This is a genomic window from Citrobacter sp. wls716 (genome assembly GCF_005280975.1).
GTDB classification, from domain to species: Bacteria; Pseudomonadota; Gammaproteobacteria; order Enterobacterales; family Enterobacteriaceae; genus Citrobacter; species Citrobacter youngae.
In genome coordinates, this window is the sequence record NZ_SZWX01000049.1 from 395,256 (window position 1) to 413,822 (window position 18,567).

Annotated in this window: 18 protein-coding genes; 7 read left to right on the forward strand and 11 right to left on the reverse strand. The window is 53.9% G+C overall.

The features are described 5' to 3' along the window. Positions 1-29 precede the first annotated feature (29 nt). The 6 genes from mhpE to FDX24_RS18240 are packed head-to-tail and all read right to left on the reverse strand — an operon-like array spanning position 30 to position 6,311. Positions 30-1,043 (reverse strand): 4-hydroxy-2-oxovalerate aldolase, encoded by a 1,014-nt coding sequence (gene mhpE, locus FDX24_RS18215; RefSeq protein ID WP_137364712.1) that lies wholly within the window; start codon positions 1,041-1,043, stop codon positions 30-32. Then, positions 1,040-1,990 carry an acetaldehyde dehydrogenase gene (gene mhpF, locus FDX24_RS18220; protein WP_137364713.1) on the reverse strand — a complete coding sequence of 317 codons (951 nt, stop codon included), beginning with the start codon at positions 1,988-1,990 and terminating at the stop codon, positions 1,040-1,042. The genes mhpE and mhpF overlap by 4 nt, the downstream gene beginning before the upstream one ends. Then, positions 1,987-2,796, reverse strand: coding sequence for a 2-keto-4-pentenoate hydratase (mhpD, locus tag FDX24_RS18225; RefSeq protein WP_061067386.1), 810 nt, complete (start codon positions 2,794-2,796; stop codon positions 1,987-1,989). The genes mhpF and mhpD overlap by 4 nt, the downstream gene beginning before the upstream one ends. Before the next feature lie 9 nt (positions 2,797-2,805). Continuing rightward, complete coding sequence (gene mhpC, locus FDX24_RS18230; RefSeq protein ID WP_048212488.1) at positions 2,806-3,672, reverse strand: 2-hydroxy-6-oxonona-2,4-dienedioate hydrolase; 867 nt, start codon at positions 3,670-3,672, stop codon at positions 2,806-2,808. Positions 3,673-3,700: 28 nt separating this feature from the next. Next, positions 3,701-4,645 carry a 2,3-dihydroxyphenylpropionate/2,3-dihydroxicinnamic acid 1,2-dioxygenase gene (gene mhpB, locus FDX24_RS18235; RefSeq protein ID WP_061067384.1) on the reverse strand — a complete coding sequence of 315 codons (945 nt, stop codon included), beginning with the start codon at positions 4,643-4,645 and terminating at the stop codon, positions 3,701-3,703. 1 nt (position 4,646) lies between these two features. After that, positions 4,647-6,311: a bifunctional 3-(3-hydroxy-phenyl)propionate/3-hydroxycinnamic acid hydroxylase gene (locus FDX24_RS18240; protein WP_137364714.1), complete on the reverse strand. Its 1,665-nt coding sequence runs from the start codon at positions 6,309-6,311 to the stop codon at positions 4,647-4,649. A gap of 191 nt (positions 6,312-6,502) precedes the next feature. Here FDX24_RS18240 and FDX24_RS18245 point away from each other — a divergent pair, with 191 nt between their 5' ends. The 3 genes from FDX24_RS18245 (at position 6,503) to catA (ending at position 8,587) form a co-directional block, all read left to right on the forward strand. Further along, entirely contained in the window at positions 6,503-7,315 is an 813-nt protein-coding gene (locus tag FDX24_RS18245; RefSeq protein WP_048212623.1) for a DNA-binding transcriptional regulator, read from the forward strand. 134 nt (positions 7,316-7,449) lie between these two features. After that, positions 7,450-7,761, forward strand: a complete 312-nt coding sequence (locus tag FDX24_RS18250) for a putative quinol monooxygenase (protein WP_048212491.1) — start codon at positions 7,450-7,452, stop codon at positions 7,759-7,761. 148 nt (positions 7,762-7,909) lie between these two features. Next, positions 7,910-8,587 carry a type A chloramphenicol O-acetyltransferase gene (gene catA, locus FDX24_RS18255; protein ID WP_048212492.1) on the forward strand — a complete coding sequence of 226 codons (678 nt, stop codon included), beginning with the start codon at positions 7,910-7,912 and terminating at the stop codon, positions 8,585-8,587. A gap of 125 nt (positions 8,588-8,712) precedes the next feature. On the opposite strand, the gene FDX24_RS18260 is transcribed toward catA, so the two are convergent. The 4 genes from FDX24_RS18260 to FDX24_RS18275 all read right to left on the reverse strand — a co-directional run bounded on the left by FDX24_RS18260 (position 8,713) and on the right by FDX24_RS18275 (position 11,360). Further along, positions 8,713-9,165: an acyltransferase gene (locus tag FDX24_RS18260; RefSeq protein WP_048212493.1), complete on the reverse strand. Its 453-nt coding sequence runs from the start codon at positions 9,163-9,165 to the stop codon at positions 8,713-8,715. Positions 9,166-9,402: 237 nt separating this feature from the next. Beyond that, on the reverse strand, positions 9,403-10,119 hold the full coding sequence (locus tag FDX24_RS18265; RefSeq protein WP_048212494.1) for a YebC/PmpR family DNA-binding transcriptional regulator: 717 nt from the start codon (positions 10,117-10,119) through the stop codon (positions 9,403-9,405). Positions 10,120-10,551: 432 nt separating this feature from the next. After that, on the reverse strand, positions 10,552-11,028 hold the full coding sequence (locus tag FDX24_RS18270) for a cold-shock protein (RefSeq protein WP_048212495.1): 477 nt from the start codon (positions 11,026-11,028) through the stop codon (positions 10,552-10,554). Positions 11,029-11,114: 86 nt separating this feature from the next. After that, a complete protein-coding gene (locus tag FDX24_RS18275) occupies positions 11,115-11,360 on the reverse strand; it encodes a YmjA family protein (protein ID WP_048212496.1) in 246 nt (81 codons plus the stop codon). A 406-nt stretch (positions 11,361-11,766) separates the two neighbouring features. On the opposite strand from FDX24_RS18275, the gene FDX24_RS18280 reads away from it, so the two are divergent. Together FDX24_RS18280 and FDX24_RS18285 are read left to right on the forward strand one after the other, a co-directional pair. Beyond that, complete coding sequence (locus tag FDX24_RS18280; protein WP_137364750.1) at positions 11,767-12,543, forward strand: MBL fold metallo-hydrolase; 777 nt, start codon at positions 11,767-11,769, stop codon at positions 12,541-12,543. 18 nt (positions 12,544-12,561) lie between these two features. Beyond that, positions 12,562-13,512, forward strand: a complete 951-nt coding sequence (locus tag FDX24_RS18285; RefSeq protein WP_048212498.1) for a GlxA family transcriptional regulator — start codon at positions 12,562-12,564, stop codon at positions 13,510-13,512. Here the strand turns inward: FDX24_RS18285 and FDX24_RS18290 are convergent. Next, entirely contained in the window at positions 13,509-14,117 is a 609-nt protein-coding gene (locus FDX24_RS18290; RefSeq protein WP_137364715.1) for a class I SAM-dependent methyltransferase, read from the reverse strand. The genes FDX24_RS18285 and FDX24_RS18290 overlap by 4 nt on opposite strands. Positions 14,118-14,271: 154 nt before the next feature. On the opposite strand from FDX24_RS18290, the gene FDX24_RS18295 reads away from it, so the two are divergent. Both FDX24_RS18295 and FDX24_RS18300 read left to right on the forward strand, forming a co-directional pair. After that, positions 14,272-15,366 carry a LacI family DNA-binding transcriptional regulator gene (locus FDX24_RS18295; protein WP_129533680.1) on the forward strand — a complete coding sequence of 365 codons (1,095 nt, stop codon included), beginning with the start codon at positions 14,272-14,274 and terminating at the stop codon, positions 15,364-15,366. A gap of 106 nt (positions 15,367-15,472) precedes the next feature. Next, positions 15,473-18,550, forward strand: coding sequence for a beta-galactosidase (locus FDX24_RS18300; RefSeq protein WP_137364716.1), 3,078 nt, complete (start codon positions 15,473-15,475; stop codon positions 18,548-18,550). Positions 18,551-18,567 lie beyond the last annotated feature (17 nt).

The window sequence follows — 18,567 nt, forward strand, 5'->3', positions numbered from 1 at the left end:
CTGATACGTTGCCAGCCGCGTAATCATTTTTATTTTCTGTTGCGCAGATCCAACGCCACGTCGACGATCATATCTTCCTGGCCGCCCACCATCCGGCGTTTGCCCAGTTCAACCAGAATATCTACCGCGCTCAGGCCATAACGCGCCGCCGCCACTTCGCAGTGGCGCAGGAAGCTGGAGTACACCCCAGCATAGCCCAGCGCCAGCGTTTCGCGGTCCACCCGCACCGGGCGGTCCTGCAGCGGACGCACCAGATCGTCGGCGGCGTCCATCAGCGCATACAGATCGGTGCCGTGCTGCCAGCCAAGCTTATCCGCCGCGGCGATAAATACCTCCAGCGGCGCGTTGCCTGCGCCTGCGCCCATACCGGCCAGACTGGCATCGATACGATCACAACCCTCTTCTACCGCAGCAATCGAGTTCGCCACGCCGAGGCTCAGGTTGTGGTGCGCATGCATCCCGGTTTCTGTTTCCGGCTTCAGCACCGCTTTCAGGGCGCGGAAGCGGTCACGGATATCAGACATGTTCATCGCCCCGCCGGAATCGACCACATAGATACAGGTCGCGCCGTAGTTTTCCATCTGCTTCGCCTGCTGTGCGAGGTTTTCCGGCGTGGTCATATGGCTCATCATCAGAAAGCCGACGGTGTCCATACCTAACTCGCGCGCATACTGAATATGCTGGGCCGACACGTCCGCTTCGGTACAGTGGGTCGCCACGCGCACGACTCGCGCCCCAGCCTGATACGCATTTTTCAGGTCATGAATCGTGCCGATGCCCGGCAACAGCAGCGTGGCGATCCTGGCGTGCTTGACCACATCCGCCGCCGCTTCAATCCACTCCAGGTCGCTGTGCGCGCCAAAGCCATAGTTAAAACTGGAACCCTGCAGACCGTCGCCGTGCGCCACCTCAATGGAATCGACCCGTGCGTCGTCCAGCGCTTTGGCAATCTGGCGCACGTTTTCCAGCGAATATTGATGACGAATGGCGTGCATGCCGTCGCGCAGGGTCACGTCAGAGATATAGAGTTTTTTACCGTTCATGCTGCTTCTCCTGCCTGACGAGTGAGTGACTGCGCCATCTTCTCAGCGGTCGCCAGCGCACTGGAGGTCATAATATCGAGATTGCCCGCGTAGGCTGGCAGATAGTGCGCCGCGCCTTCCACTTCCAGATAGACGGCTGTTTTCAGCCCGGAGAACTGACCGATGCCCGGCAGATTGACCGGTTTATCCTGCGGGATGACTTCAAACTGCACGCGCTGCTTAAGGCGATAGCCCGGTACGTACGCCTGTACCGCCGCCGCCATCTCATTAATCGATGCTTCAACTTCAACCTCAGAGGCCGCTTCGCTCAGCACATACACCGTGTCGCGCATCATCAGCGGCGGCTCGGCCGGGTTAAGGACGATAATCGCTTTACCTTTTGCCGCGCCGCCAACCACTTCAATCGCCTTCGAGGTGGTTTCGGTAAACTCATCGATATTAGCGCGCGTGCCTGGACCCGCAGATTTACTGGCGATCGAGGCGATAATTTCGGCGTAATGGACTTTTGCCACGCGAGAAACCGCCGCCACCATCGGGATAGTCGCTTGCCCGCCGCAGGTCACCATATTGACGTTCTGTTGGTCAACGTTAGCGTCCAGATTCACCACCGGGACGCAGTACGGACCGATCGCCGCAGGCGTCAGGTCGATCAGGCGGATCCCCGGTTTAGCAGCACGCAGCGCGGCGTCGTTTTTCACATGCGCGCCCGCGCTGGTGGCGTCAAATACGATATCGATATCGGCAAACTCCGGCATCGCAATAAGCCCCATCACCCCTTCATGGGTAGTGGCGACGCCCATACGACTGGCGCGCGCCAGCCCATCGGATTGCGGGTCGATACCGACCATCACCGCCATTTCCAGATGCTTCCCGTGACGCAGAATTTTGATCATCAAATCGGTGCCGATATTGCCGGAGCCGATAATGGCCACCTTACGCTTACTCATGACTGACTTCCTTTTGTAACCGCCGCTGAAAAGGTGGCGGCGACTGAACCAATACCCTCGATATGGGCTTCAAAACGATCGCCCGCATTCACCGCCACCATCGGGCCTAACGCTCCGGTGAGAATGATGTCTCCGGCCCGTAGCGGCTCGCCGAGGCTGGCCATTTTGCGCGCCAGCCAGACGGCGGCGTTGATCGGATGTCCCAGACATTCGCTGCCGCGCCCGCTGGAAACCTCTTCGTTGTTGCGCGTCATTTTCATCGCGCAGTTTTTCAGATCTAATCCTGCCGGACGCTGTGCCGGACCGCCGACCACATACACGCCACAGGAGGCGTTATCCGCCACGGTATCAACAAACTTGATTGACCAGTCACGGATACGGCTGCCGACCACTTCCAGCGCGGGCAGCACCCACTCGATGGCGTTATACAGCTCGTCAAAAGTAGTGTCGGCATTGGGCAGATCGCGGTTCAGCACCAGCGCGATTTCCGCTTCAATACGCGGTTGCAGTACGCGCTCAAACGCAATGGTGTCGTTATCGCCGTAGCACATGTCGGCAAACAACGTGCCGAAGTCCGGCTGATCGACGCCCAGCTGCTGCTGCACTTTCGGGTGTGTCAGCCCTACTTTGCGCCCGACCACGCGCCGCCCACGCGTCACCTCGTACTGCACATTGATACGTTGAATGGCGTAGGCCGCTTCGCCGTTGTCCACGCCGATCAGTTCACGCAACGGGGCAATAGCTTCCCCTTTTTCCTCCGCCAGACGTAAATCGGCGGCTAACTGCTCAAGATTAAGATTGGTCATGTCCGTTCCTTAAGGGCGTGCGAGGAAATTCAACACCAGCTGATTAAAGGCATCCGCATGTTCCCACTGCGCCCAGTGTCCGCAGTCGCGGTAGATGTGCAGCTCAGAACCGGCAATCCCGGAGAGCAGGCGCAGACCAGCATCCATCGGCACGAAGCGGTCATTGCGTCCCCAGACAATCAGAGTTTGGGCTTTAATTTCCCCCAGGCGCGGGCCGAAGTCCGGGAACTGTTTCGGGTTGGCTTCGAGGCTTTTCACAAAGTTGTCCAGGTGATCGCGGCGCGACAGCATATTGTTCAGACGCGCTTCAAACAGCGCCTCAGTGAGATCGCTGGTATCGAAGACAAAGATATCCATCATCAGCTTCAGGTTCTCGATAGTTGGCGCGCGGTACAGCTGATTCAGCCGCTTAATACCTTCGGTCGGCATCGGGGTAAACAGACTCATGCCGCCCGTCCCGCCGCCCATCAGCACCAGCTTGCCCACGCGCTCCGGCCAGCTCAGGGTGAACGCCACGGAACTGTGGCCGCCCATCGAGTTGCCCAGCAGGTGGATTTTCTGAATATCCAGTTGATCGACTACGCTTTTCAGGATGCGGGCGTTGAGATCGGATCGCGAACCGCGGTTAACGATCCCATCGCTTTTACCCCAGCCAGGACAATCCAGCAGGATCACCCGGTATCCGGCCTGTACCAGCGGATCAATATTGCGGCTGAAGTTTGCCCAGCCCGTCGCGCCAGGACCGGAGCCGTGCAGCAGCACGACGGTCTCTTCGCCCTGTCCACAGTCATTGAAATGCACGCGTAGTGTTTCGCCTGCTTCCTGCACCTCCAGAAAACGACTGGTCGCGGCTTCGGTTTGCGGTTGATAAGTCATGGTTTTCTCCTGCATATTCAGTTCTGTTTCAGTTCTGTGTGGTGGCGCTCAGGGAGCCGAATCCGGCGATCCACTCTGGGATCGGGCGGTAATAACGGCCTTCGCTGCGCCAGTTGCCAAAGGCAGAAATGGCAGCGAAGGCGGCAACCCAGGTTTTTACTTCGTGCGTTGATTTGCCCGCCATCGCGGACAACTCTTCGTTACTGACCGCGTCCAGCTCCTGCAAACGCCCCTGCTCAAGCAGGCTCATAAAGCGGTTATCCCAGACAGGGTTCAGCGGATGCAGCGAGTTTTGATCGGCCACGAACTTCTCGGCGGCGCTGATCACCCGCTGCTGGCGCAGCTCGCGCTCGTTTTCGGGCAGTTGTTTACCGCTGCCAAGCAGACGGTCGCGCATATGAGCATCGGCCTTCGCCAGCTCCGGTACCGGCGGCTGATGCGACAGCCCGCCGGAGCCTAAAAACAGTACGCGTTTATTCAATGAGCTGGCGAAACGGCCAATCGCTTCCCCGAGCATGCGGGTACGCTGAAAGCCTGGCAGCGGCGTGGCGACACCGTTAATAAACACCGGCAGCACAGGCACCTTATCCAGCCCACCAAGCAAGAACTCCAGCGGCTGGGCGAAACCATGATCGACCTGCATGTTGTAGGACACGGCGAGATCGATGCCGCTTTTCATCACCGCGTGGGCGCAGGCTTCAGCGAGATCTGTCGGCACTGGCAGTTCTCCCGCTGCGCTGCCGAAATCGCCGATCGCCGTAGCTCCCACGCCTAAACAGAACGGCGGCATCACGTCGTAGAAAAAACCGTTGTAGTGATCGGGGGCAAACAGAACTACAAGTTCCGGGTCGAACGCCGCAATACGCGCCCGGGCGCTGGCGATCACGCCGTTAACCTCATCAAGCACAGCCTGTGCTGGGTCGACATAGCCCACCAGCGGCGAGTGGGAAAGACAGTGAAGATAAGCGTGCATATCAGGCCACCTTTTCAACAGGAATATCGGCAGTAGCGCGGGTAAGCGTCATCACCGACGCCAGTTTATTCAGGGTACTGCCCAGAGTTTGCGGAATAGTGATGGCGGCCACAAAGCGGTCCGGCCGCATCACCACCAGCGAAGCGTTGTACTGGGCAAACCACGTGCGCAGGCGGTTTTGCGTATCGCCAATGCGGATAACGCCGTCATAGTTATCCTGCTCGGTATGAATCTGCGTATCCGGCACCACCTGGATAAACCGCGTGCCCAACGCCTGCCACTGTTGGATCTGCGCCTCGCTCATGCCCCACTGCGGGTTACAACCCCAGCCAATCACCGCAAAATTCGGCCCGATGACATTGTCGAGCAGCGTCACTTCACCCGATTCCAGCGTCACCTTCGGCTGGATAAACATCTTGCCGACCGGAGACGTTTTCGCATCGCCTTCACGCACCAGCGCCCCGGAGTGGTACTGCGGCATCGGCTTAAAGCGCATTTCAAGGAAGTAGCGTTTGACCGGCGGAATGTAGTTCAGCAGCCAGGAAACCCCGTCGCGTACCGCACCGTGCCAGCGTTTTGGCGGTGCCAGTACGTTGCCTGCGGTCACCGAGAGATCGATCATTGCTTTGGCGTGGTCGCGGCGTTCCTGCTGGTAGGTATCCAGCAGCGCATCACCAGCTTTGCCCTTAATGACCAGCGCCAGTTTCCACGCCAGGTTGAAGGCATCGCGCATGCCGCTGTTGTACCCCTGCCCCTGCCAGACCGGCATAATGTGCGCCGCATCGCCGGCCAGCAGCACGCGGTCAATGCGAAAACGTTCGGCCAGACGGGCGTTATGGGTATACACACGTTGGCGGATCAGTTCGACGTTATCCGGGTTCGGCAGCACTTTGCTCAGCAACTGGCGCATATTTTGCGGCTCACTGAGCTGCGCTTCGGTTTCTCCCGGCATCACCATAAATTCAAAGCGGCGCACCGCATGTGGCAGCGCAGCGGAGACATACGGGCGCACCGGATCGCAGCACAGATACACATGCGGCGTGCTGAGCGGATCGTTGGCGATATCCACCACAATCCACTGATTTGGCGCGGTTTTGCCTTCAAATGGCACATTCAGCGACCGTCTGACGTTGCTGGCCCCACCGTCGCAGGCCACCAGCCACTGGGCCTTCACCGTTTCGCGCTGGCCGTCCGGCGCTTTCAGATTCAGCGTTACTTCACCGTTCTGTTGGCTGAAGGCTTCCAGTTCGCGGGAAAACAGGCAGCGCACGCTGGGAAAACGCGACAGCCCTTCCAGCATCACCGCATCCACCTGCGGCTGAATAAACGCGTTGCGGCGCGACCAGCCAAATTCGTCGGTCATCGGCTGGATATCAGCAAAGCAGCGGCCTTTCGGGGTGAGAAAGCGCATCGCGTGCCACGGCGTAGTATGCGGCAGCACGTTTTCGACCAGACCAACGGACTGCATGGTGCGCAGCGCTTCATCGTCAATCCCGATAGCGCGGGGATAGTCGATCAGCGTGTCGAGCTTCTCCACCACCAGCACTTCAATGCCCATCTGGCCCAGATAGTTGGCCATCATCAGCCCAACCGGACCGGCTCCGGCAATCGCGACCTGTACGGTGTGCTGCACAGCGGGTTGGATATCAGGGTTTATTGTTGTCATTTCAGAACCTCACGACTCGGACAAAACGCAATTGCAGACCCTGGCGAGGCGCAATTCATTTTGTTAAAAAGATGTAAATTATTTTTTATTGTGCGGTCAGTATAGGAGTGAGTTTTTGCGCTACAATCAAAACATGCCTGGATGTGCACTAAGTGCACAACGTTGTTTTACCTGTAGATTTGTCAATAAATATGAAAAATGATGACGGTACTGAATACAAAACCGTACGCGGATTAACGCGCGGATTAATGTTATTAAATATGTTAAACCGGCTCGATGGTGGAGCCAGCGTTGGCCTGCTGGCTGAGCTGAGCGGCCTGCATCGCACCACGGTCAGACGGCTGCTGGAAACCCTGCAGGATGAGGGTTACGTTCGGCGCAGCCTGTCCGATGACAGCTTTCGCTTAACCATTAAAGTCCGCCAGCTCAGCGAGGGATTTCGTGACGAGCAGTGGATTTCCGCACTCGCCGCCCCGCTGTTGGGGGATTTGCTGCGCGAGGTCATCTGGCCGACCGACGTTTCCACGCTGGATGTGGACGCGATGGTGGTACGTGAAACAACCCACCGCTTCAGCCGCCTGTCGTTTCACCGGGCGATGGTCGGGCGTCGTTTGCCATTGCTGAAAACCGCATCCGGCCTGACCTGGCTGGCATTTAGCCCGGAGAATGAACGTCAGGAACTGATTGAAATGCTGGCCTCCCGGCCAGGAGAAGAGTTCCAGCTGGCGCGCGAACCCTTAAAGCTCGACGCCATTTTGACCCGGGCGCGTAAAGACGGTTTTGGTCAGAACTATCGCGGCTGGGATCAGGAGGAGAAAATCGCTTCTATCGCCGTCCCCATCCGCAGCGAACAGCGGGTGATCGGCTGCCTGAATCTGGTGTATATGGCTAGCGCCATGACCATCGAACAGGCCGCGGAAAAGCATCTTCCGGCCTTACAAAGGGTGGCGAAACAGATTGAGGACGGCGTCGAGTCGCAGGAGATTTTGGTTGCCGGGAGGTGAAGTGGATCACAGTTATGCGCATCATCTGATTGATAGTTGGGATGACTCACTCATCAGCCGATATCACGCGGTGTCATCTTGCTTTAATGATATCTTCATTGCAGAGTGTGCATTCATTTTTGCCAGGAGGCTGTATGTTAAAGGTCATTGCCGAGGATTTCATCAAACCTGAGTATATTGAAACCGTTCTCCCGTTGTATCGTGAGCTAATATCGGCCACCAGGAAAGAACCGCGCTGCATTGCTTATGACCTCTATATTGATGAAAAAGATCCGGGCCATTTTATTTTCATCGAAGAATGGCCAGACCACGCGGCTCTCGATGAACATTGTGCCAGTGAGCATTTCCGGCGACTTGTGCCGTTAATCGATCAATACACGCGCAAAGAAGCACGTTACACACTGATGAATGACATCGTAAATCCAGGGGCGCAAAGTCTCTTGTGAAGAGGCTTTAATCCTTCTTCCTGTATAAGGATACGCTACTCTCGCAAATGCGTTCGCTGGTAACATGCTTCGGGACATGCAGCCTGATTACGTCATGGAAAGACTTAGGCTAAAATATGATATTTGATTGCAAATCAAAGGATAAAAAGTGAAAAAAACAACTCCAGAATATACGGCTGTTGACTTGTCTCGTTGGCCAAGGAAAGAGCATTTTGAGGTATTTCAGTCTTTTGCTCAAAGTACAATTAACCAAACTGTTCTGTTAGACATTACCGCAGTACTAAAACATATAAAAGAGATTGGCTGGAAATTTTACCCTACTATGATTTCCCTCCTTGCTAAAGTTGTCAACAAGCATACTGAATTCCGTATGGCTATAAAGAACAATGAGCTTGTCATATGGAATGAAATTCATCCAAGCTATACCATTTTCCATAATGAAACTGAGACTTTTTCATCATTATGGAGCCGCTACGATGGCAATATTCATCACTTCCAAAACACTTATTCAGAAGACGTTGCACGCTATTGTAATAATCTTTCTTATTGGCCGAAGGGAGAGTCTCCGGAAAATGTATTTTTTGTATCGGCTATCCCTTGGGTAAGTTTTACCAGTTTTAATATCAACATTGCGAACATGCAGAACTTTTTTGCCCCCATGTTCACACTTGGGAAATACTATGAACAAGATGGGAAAGTAGTGTTACCTCTCGCCGTTCAGGTACATCACTCCGTGTGCGATGGCTTCCATTTAGCACGATTAATCAATGAACTACAGGAAATGAGTCATGATCTACGGCACCATTCAGAGGAACGCAACGTCTGATGCAGCAGACGTTTCTTTATATGGCGTGAGCAGCAAGAATAGTCGCCATGTCCGCAAACAAGAGGGGTCGACATGAACGGTCTGGGAAGAACATAAATTTGGGTTCGCAATGGCAAGGGTAATAATTAAAGCTTTCGCAAAAGTCTGGCCGGATTGCCAGCATACACGCCTTTTACCAGCACGGGCTTTATCACCACACTACCGGCACCAATCACCGCACCACTGCAAATTTCCGTTGTTAAAATTGTGGCTCCACTGCCCACCGTTACTGCGTTACCTAATACAATATTAATCCAGCTTTTTGCAGAAGCGTCAGGACTTCCGCTCTTGAAAAGATCGTTAGCAAAGGTCACGCCATGCCCTATAAAGCAGTCCTCGCCTAAGGTAACGTTTTCACAGATGAAAGTATGGGACTGCACTTTAGTTCTGTCGCCTATGACGCATCCCTTTTGTATCTCAACAAATGGCCCGACAAACACATCATGGCCCAACTCGCATTCATAAAGATTCACAGGCATGACTATTGTGACATTTTCACCTTGTTTTACGTCACGAATACCACTTTCAATAATATTCATATCAGCACTGTCCTTACTCAAGATAATACGCTTCAGTATTGAAGACCTGAACTTGCAGGAGCGCCTTTGCCATTTATTATCAGATAGTTTAGGCCAGGAATTTCAATTGATGCGTTTCTTTTAGCGATAGTATTTTTATCTATTCGTTATAATCAACACATCTTATCAGACATGTTGATCATAACAAACTTACAATTTATAAAATCTGCCATAATGACAGATTTCTTTAATTTATAATCAGAGATTTGCAACGTTATGATATACTTTTTGAACATCATCATCATCTTCAAGGGCATCAACGAGTCCTTCAAAGATTTCTAAATCTTCTGGTGAAAGTTCAACTTCTGATTGAGCAATCATTTCTAATTCTGTGGTTGAGAATTCAGTAATCCCAGCTGCTTTGAGGGCTGCAATTCCTTTATGAAGATCTGTAGATTCAGTATAAATAATGATGTTGCCTTCTTCTTCGGTAACATCACGTACATCCACTTCAGCATCAAGTAAAATTTCAAAAATACGGTCAGGGTCTGTTCCCGCAAATACAATCACGCCAGTATTGTCAAACATATAGCTGACAGCACCCGCCGCGCCAATATTCCCGCCTTTTTTATTGAAGATTGAGCGAATATTAGCAATCGTGCGGTTAACGTTTGAAGTCAGGGTTTCAGCGATAATCATGGAACCACTTGGACCAAAGCCTTCATAACGCCCTTGCATGAACGTTTCGTCGCTGCCACCTTTGGCTTTATCAATAGCTTTATCAATAACGTGCTTTGGAACCTGGGCTTGTTTCGCACGTTCAATAACGAATTTTAAAGCTGTGTTTAATTCTGGGTCTGGTTCACCTTGTTTAGCCGCAGCATAGATTTCCACACCGAATTTGGAATATACTTTAGACGTTGCACCGTCTTTAGCCGTTTTTTTACCAACAATATTGGCCCATTTACGTCCCACTGGAATAGTCTCCTCGAAAATTTATTTACATGACAGGCAGCTTAATAAGCTGCCTGTTTTTCCCGCCATATTATATCACTATATGTAAATTCTCGTCTATGAGAAATAAAAACATCCAAACCTTACGGAGTGTTACTTTAATTTCATCAATAATTAACATTATGGATAAGTTACTACATAACTTTCTGCTGATTTTTCTATTTTTATTTTTAACACTGGCGCAGCAGCAATAATAGATAAGACAAGAGAATCAAAAGTAATAACCCCGGCAAAGTACCACTTTCACTTCTTATATAAAACGTTCACATCTGCTTCTGACACAAAGAAGCTTTTGCCCCCATATACCTACCCGATCTGACTGAATGCAAAAAAAAACCGAAACCCTGCTTTTGAAAAGAGCAGCGTTTCGGCATTCATTCACTCTGAAGGACGTCAGACTTTCAGCAGCTTCACCGTCTCGTCGATGTCGATTTCATCTTCCGAGAAGATCAGCGTCGTGCCCTGGAAGGTAGTGATCGCCAGCTTTTTCAGTGTGCGCATTTCGCCAGGCTTCACGTCTGATTTCGGTCGTATGCTGTTCATCAGCACGCCGACAGACAGCACCGCGTTTTCTTTGTCGATACGGGTTTCAACCGGCACTTCTTCGCTGTACACCAGGTATGACTTGATCGCAGTGAGCTTCAGGCGCTCGCCCGCGATATAGATGTACTTGCTGTCGGGTATGACTTTCACCGCGTAGGCAGACAAGCCCTTGTTGTTGGTAGTGGGTTCAAAAGTCACCGCCGCGTCTTTCTTGATCAGCTCAGGATTAGCAACCTTAATCACATGAAAATAGCGGTTGTCGCCGTTTTCATCTTTGATAAATCCAAAGCCTTTATCTTTAAACCACGTTGTGATTGTTCCGTTCATTGCTGTTTCCGCCTGATTAAACCGAATACTCGTAGAGTATACCTACTCAATTTGCGCGCAGTGTAAAACACAGGCCCCGTCTTTGGCTACTCGTTACCCCAGCGATTGAGGAACTCCGCAATGTCATCAATACGCTGTGCGTCGACGCCGGCGACAGTTGCCATCTCCTGCTGCGCGTCTTCGCTGATTTCTTCGTTGTTCATCAAACGGGTGATCAGCTGCTGGAAGTAGTGCGCCAGCGCATCGCGTTCGGCATCGTTCACCGGCTTTGCAGCCTCAGTCGCGTACTCATCAGCGATATCATAATATTTTAGCGGAATGTCGTTGTTCATCAGGTGCTCCGGGGTAAATGCGTGTGCCAGCAGTTGCCTGCCGCGTCTGGAGCGAATGATAGCATTGTTATTTCATGGTTCGCGATCTGTTTCCTGGCTGTAATGTGTTGCATAAATCAACAATATTGTCTGGAGCCACTTCGCATTTAATTAATTCTCCTGAATTAAAATGACTGTTTCTTTATTTAGCTCGGTATAATAGCCGCAGAGTAAATAATGCAGAAAAAAGGAAAGTATACGTTTATTAATTTAGATAATGAGACGGCGATTAAACGCCATAAATAACGTTCTCTGCAGGCTGGATGCGATTGGCCCAATCCCATCGTTAGTCGCCCATTTGCCCACATTCATCTTCTGGACAACACTCTACGATGATACCACTGACCCAACACGCAGAGCGCACACCATGAACATCACGCAAATCCGTAACGCCACGCAGCACATCACCTTTGGTGGCAAAAGCTTTCTGATCGATCCTATGCTGGCGGCAAAAGGTACTTATCCGGGTTTTACCGGAACGGCTCGCGCCGAGATCCGCAATCCGACCGTCGATCTACCCGTCGATATCGACACCCTGCTCAACGTCGATGCGCTGATCGTCACCCATCTGCATGAAGATCACTGGGACGAGGTTGCCGCTCGTGTCGTGCCGAAAGACAAACCAATCTATGTGCAAAATGACCATGATGCACACGTACTGCGGGGGCAGGGTTTCACACAACTCACCGTGCTGACGCAAAATACCGTGGTCGGCGCTATCACTCTGCGTAAAACCGGTGGCCAGCACGGCTCAGATCGCGCCTATGCCATTCCACAAATGGCAGAACGCCTGGGTGATGCCTGTGGCGTTATCTTTATGCATCCGGCGGAAAAAACGCTGTATCTGGTCGGGGACACCCTCTGGCGCGACGAGGTAGAAGCCAACATGCATACCTTCCAGCCAGGCGTGGTGGTTCTGAATGCGGGTTTTGCCCACGTCATCGGTTTTGGCCCAATTATCATGGGTGCGGAAGATGTGCTGAAAACCCACTTCACCTTACCCGAAGCACACATTGTGGCGACCCATATGGAGGCGATTAACCATTGTCTGTTGACCCGCGCGGCCCTGAAAGAGTACGCCCGCGACAACCAGATTGCGCAATATGTCAACGTGCCGGAAGATGGTGAAACCCTGGCATTTTAATCTCTACAAAGGAATCGTATGCAGCCGCTTAACGTCGCCATTGTTGCCGTGGAAGATTTCAGCCCATTTCACTTCTCGGTGCCGTGTATCATTTTCAGTGACAAAATGGCGGTGAAAAAGCGCTTTGAGGTGCAGATGTGCGGCGAAAAACCGGGCATCATCTCCTCGCAGGATGGTTTCTCCATTACCGCAACCCACGGCTATGAAGCGGTGGAGGCTGCCGACATCGTGGTGATCCCCTGGTGGGGCACCACCGCGCATCGTCCACCACAAAGCCTGCTTGGTGCGCTCAACCGCGCGCGACAAAACGGCGCGCAGATTGTCGGGCTGTGTCTGGGCGCGTTTGTCCTCGGCTATGCGGGGTTACTGGACGGTAAACGAGCGGCTACGCACTGGGAGTTCGAGCAGGATTTTCAGGCGCGCTTCCCGGCGGCCCAGTTGGATATCAACGCACTGTACGTGGATGACGACGGTATTATTACCTCAGCAGGTACCGCCGCCGCGCTGGATTGCTGTTTGTACGTAATTCGCCAGCGTTTTGGCAGCACGGTGGCGAATCAGATTGCCCGACGGATGATTGTGCCACCGCATCGTGAGGGCGGCCAGGCGCAGTTTATCGAACAACCGGTAGCGAAAAATACCCAGGATCAGCGCATTAACGCCCTGCTCGACTATTTGCGCCAGCATCTCCACGAACCGCATAATCTCGACGAGCTGGCACAGCGGGTGATGATGAGTCGTCGCACTCTAACCCGTCATTTTATGAAGGCCACCGGGTCAAGCGTGGCTGAATGGCTGATTACCGAGCGCCTACACCGCAGCCAGATCCTGCTGGAGTCCAGTCAGTTACCCGTTGAACGCATTGCAGAACAGGTTGGTTTTCTCTCCCCCGTCACCTGGCGGCAGCATTTTAAATCCCGCTTCGGCGTCAGCCCGGCTGAATGGCGTAAAACCTTTCGCGGCGATTAACCTCTTTTTTGCGCCAGCCAGACGGTGTGCCCGGCGCAGTGCGGATCTTCCATCACCATCTCGACCACCGCAAAGCCATGCGCTGACAGCAATGCGCGGTATTCGTCCGGCGCGAGGCTGGCGTGAAACAGCGGCTCACCCTCAAATTGCCCCATCGCGATGCCGTTGTCCGTACCGCTGGTAAACATCAGCGCACTGCCGGGATGGCTGAGGCGGTCAAAAATCGGGAATATCTTTTGCTGGTCCTGCTGAGTTAAATGGAAAAAGCTGTCCCAGGCGATCAAACCGTCGAATGTCTCGTTAAGCGCCAGCTCACGCATATCCTGCTCCAGCCAGCGCTGTGCGGGAAAAGAGTGCCGCGCCCGCGCCAGCATTTCCGAGGAACCATCAACCCCCGTCAGCTGAAAACCTTGCTGGATAAAATAACCCGCAATCGGCTGACCGTTTCCGCAGCCAATATCCACAATATGGCCCTGCCCGCCCATCACGTTGATGAACTTGTCCAGCCAGCTTTTCTCAAACAAGGCGCGTGAGCGCTGGCGGGCAAAAGCCTCCGCATGGCGTCGGTAAATGGACAGGATATTATTTGCCGCAGAGTCGCTCACGATGTCCTCACTTTTTAATCTGATAAGTTTAACGACGATAAATCCTCCCGCACACGATCCGCAACCCTGGAATGCGCCTCGCAGAACCTATGCGTAAATCCCCCAAAATCGTCCCGCTGTGGCATCATAGCGCGCAGATAACATCATGACAGGGGTGATAAACGTGAAACCGGTAACGCTATACGATGTCGCAGACCATGCAGGCGTCTCTTACCAGACCGTCTCGCGCGTCGTGAATCAGGCCAGCCACGTTTCCGCAAAAACCCGACAGAAAGTTGAGGCCGCGATGGCGGAACTCAATTACATCCCCAACCGCGTCGCACAGCAACTGGCAGGCAAACAGACGCCGCTGATTGGCGTCGTGACGGCGAACCTTGCCCTGCATGCCCCCTCACAAATCGTTGCCGCCATAAAATCCCGCGCCGACCAGTCCGGCGCCAGCGTGGTGATCGCCATGGTCGAGCGCAGCGGCGTTGAGGCGTGTAAAACCGCGGTCCACAACCTGCTTTCTCAGCGCGTAACCGGGCTTATCATCAACTATCCGCTGGATGAAGAAGACGCCATTGCCATGGCCGCCGCCTGCGGTACAGTGCCGGTACTGTTTCTCGATGTCTCTGACCAGACGCCGATTAACAGCGTGATTTTCTCCCATGATGACGGTGCGCGACTCGGCGTTGAACATCTTGTACAGCATGGTCATCAGCGAATCGCCCTGCTGAGCGGGCCGCACACTTCGGTTTCGGCAAGGCTTCGCCGTGCGGGCTGGCATAAATATCTGGCGCACTACCAGCTACGTCCCATTGTAGAACGTGAAGGTGACTGGAGCGCCATGTCCGGCTTTCATCAAACCATGCACATGCTTAACGACGGTATCATTCCAACCGCTATGCTGGTGGCTAACGATCAAATGGCGCTGGGCGCGATGCGCGCAATCAGCGAGTTCGGTCTGCGAGTTGCAGCGGACATCTCCGTGATCGGCTACGACGACACCGAAGACAGCGCCTGCTACATCCCGCCGCTGACCACCATCAGGCAGGATTTCCCCACTCTCGGACAGACCAGCGTTGACAGGCTGTTGCAGCTTACGCAGGGTATGTCCGCCCCCGGCAATCTGCTGCTGCCGGTCACGCTGGTCGAACGGAAAACCGTACTGCCGCCTGACGCACAAACCGCCACGCCTCAGGTGCTGGCGGAGTCGTTGATGCAACTGGCGCGTCAGGTCTCTCTGCTACCATCCGGCGAGCGCTAATTACTGTGAGTCAGTTCACCCATTAAACCCGCCCGGCTTTACAGCGTCTCACCGCAGGCCTTATGTTTATTAAATTGTGAGCGAATAACAAACATGAGATACCGCTATGACTCTGAGCTCGGACTCACTCGCCGCCGTACTGGCGCGCCGTGACTGGGAAAACCCCGGCGTCACACAGATAAACCGTCTGGAGGCACATCCGCCGTTTTGTAGCTGGCGCTGCGTGGATGATGCCCGTAACCACCGGCCTTCATCCCAACGAATTTCGTTAAACGGCGAGTGGCAGTTCGCCTGGTTTGCCACACCAGAGGCAGTGCCAGAAAGTTGGCTTGAGCATGATTTACCGCAGGCCGTTGCCCTCTGCGTGCCGTCTAACTGGCAGATGAGCGGTTATGATGCGCCAATCTACTCCAATATCACCTATCCATTCCCGGTCAATCCGCCTTCTGTTCCGACGCAGAACCCTACCGGATGTTACTCGCTCACATTTAGTGTTGAAGATGCATGGTTAGATGAGGGTCAGACGCGGATTATTTTTGACGGCGTGAACTCCGCGTTTCATCTGTGGTGCAACGGTCGTTGGGTCGGCTACGGTCAGGACAGCCGCCTGCCGTCTGAATTTGATCTTCGCGATTATCTGCTGCGCGGCGCAAACCGCCTGGCCGTCATGGTGCTGCGCTGGAGCGATGGCAGCTATCTGGAAGATCAGGATATGTGGCGCATGAGCGGCATCTTTCGCGATGTTTCTTTACTGCATAAACCCACAACACAGATCCGTGACCTACGCATCAACACGCGCTTTAATGATGATTTCAGCCGCGCGGTGCTGGAAGCGGAAGTCCGGATAGCAGGCGACGAGTGTGAAGATGTACGCGTGACCCTGCAATTGTGGAACGGCGAAACGTTGGTTGGCGAGCTCACCTCACCGCCCGGCAGTGAGATTGTTGATGAACGCGGCGCTTATCACGACCGTACTACGCTGCGCCTCAACGTTGAACACCCGGCGTTGTGGAGTGCCGAAACGCCTAATCTGTACCGCGCCGTTGTGCAGCTACATACCGCTGACGGTACGCTGATTGAAGCCGAGGCCTGTGACGTCGGCTTTCGTCAGGTTTGCATTGAAAACGGACTGCTGTTACTCAATGGTAAGCCGCTGTTGATTCGCGGTACCAACCGTCATGAGCACCATCCGGTCAACGGTCAGGTGATGGACGAGGCAACGATGGTGCAGGATATTCTGCTGATGAAGCAGAACAACTTTAACGCCGTGCGTTGTTCGCATTACCCAAATCACCCGCTATGGTACACCCTGTGCGACCGCTACGGCCTGTATGTGGTGGATGAGGCCAATATCGAAACCCACGGTATGGTGCCCATGAATCGCCTGAGCGATGACCCAACATGGCTTCCCGCCATGAGCCAGCGCGTCACGCGCATGGTACAGCGTGACCGCAATCACCCAAGTATCATCATCTGGTCGTTGGGCAATGAATCCGGTCACGGCACGAACCACGACGCGCTGTATCGTTGGCTGAAATCGGAAGATCCCTCTCGCCCGGTGCAGTACGAAGGTGGCGGCGCGGATACCGTAGCCACCGATATTATTTGCCCGATGTACGCCCGCGTCGATCAGGATCAGCCCTTCCCCGCCGTACCCAAATGGTCGATTAAAAAGTGGCTGTCGATGCCCGGCGAGCAGCGCCCGTTGATCCTCTGCGAATATGCTCACGCGATGGGTAACAGCCTCGGCGGCTATGCCAAATATTGGCAGGCATTCCGCCAGTATCCGCGTCTGCAAGGAGGATTCGTCTGGGACTGGGTCGATCAGTCGCTGATTAAATATGACGACAACGGTAATCCGTGGTCAGCCTACGGCGGGGATTTTGGTGACACACCAAACGACCGTCAGTTTTGCATGAACGGACTGGTGTTCGCCGATCGTACCCCACACCCGGCGTTATATGAGGCCAAACATGAACAGCAGTTTTTCCAGTTCACGTTACTGCCGGGCGCTGAACGCCAGATTGAAGTGACCAGTGAATATCTGTTCCGCCGCAGCGATAACGAAGTTCTGCACTGGTCTATTGCCCAGGACGGCAACCCGCTAGCCGCCGGAAAAATCGTTCTGGATATCGCCCCACAGGGTCGCCAGCGGATCACCCTGCCGGCTATCCCGATGCCGGAAACCGCAGGCCAGCTATGGCTGACGGTTCGCGTGGAACAACCCCAGGCTACTGCGTGGTCAGACGCCGGACATATCAGCGCCTGGCAGCAATGGAAGCTGGAAGAGAAACTCAGTCTGGCGCTTAAACCTCGCGCCAGCACAGCGCCACAGCTGACGATCCGCGATGACACGTTTACGGTAATCGTCAGCGATAAACGCTGGGAATTCTGCCGCCGGACAGGTTTACTGACGCAATACTGGCTGGCCGAAGAAGCACAGCTGTTTGCACCGTTAATCGATCAGTTTACCCGCGCGCCGCTGGATAACGACATCGGCATCAGCGAAGTAACGCGCATCGATCCTAATGCCTGGGTCGAACGCTGGAAGGCCGCCGGTCACTATCAGGCTGAAGCAATGTTATTGCACTGTGCAGCCGACACGCTAAGCAATGCGGTCCTGATTACCACCGAACATGCCTGGCAGTATCGGGGCGAAACGCTGTTCATCAGCCGAAAAAGCTACCGTATTGACGGCAAGGGTGAAATGCAGATAACGGTAGATGTCGACGTCGCCAGCAGTACACCGCATCCGGCCCGTATCGGCCTGAGCTGCCAGCTGGCGCAGGTGGCTGAACGGGTAAACTGGTTAGGCCTTGGGCCGCATGAGAACTACCCGGACAGGCTGAACGCCGCTTGTTTCGACCGTTGGGATTTATCGCTCGATGAAATGTACACCCCGTATGTTTTCCCAAGTGAAAACGGCCTGCGCTGCGGGACACGCGAATTACGCTACGGGGATCATCTGTGGCGTGGTGACTTCCAGTTCAACATCAGCCGTTACAGCCAGAAGCAACTGATGGCAACCAGCCATCGCCATCTGCTGCAGCCTGAAGCCGGAACATGGCTCAACATTGATGGTTTCCATATGGGCGTCGGCGGGGATGATTCGTGGAGCCCTTCAGTGTCACCAGAATTTCAGTTGAGCGCAGGGCGTTATCATTATCAGCTGAGCTGGCGCTAATCATGTTGCTTTTGCCG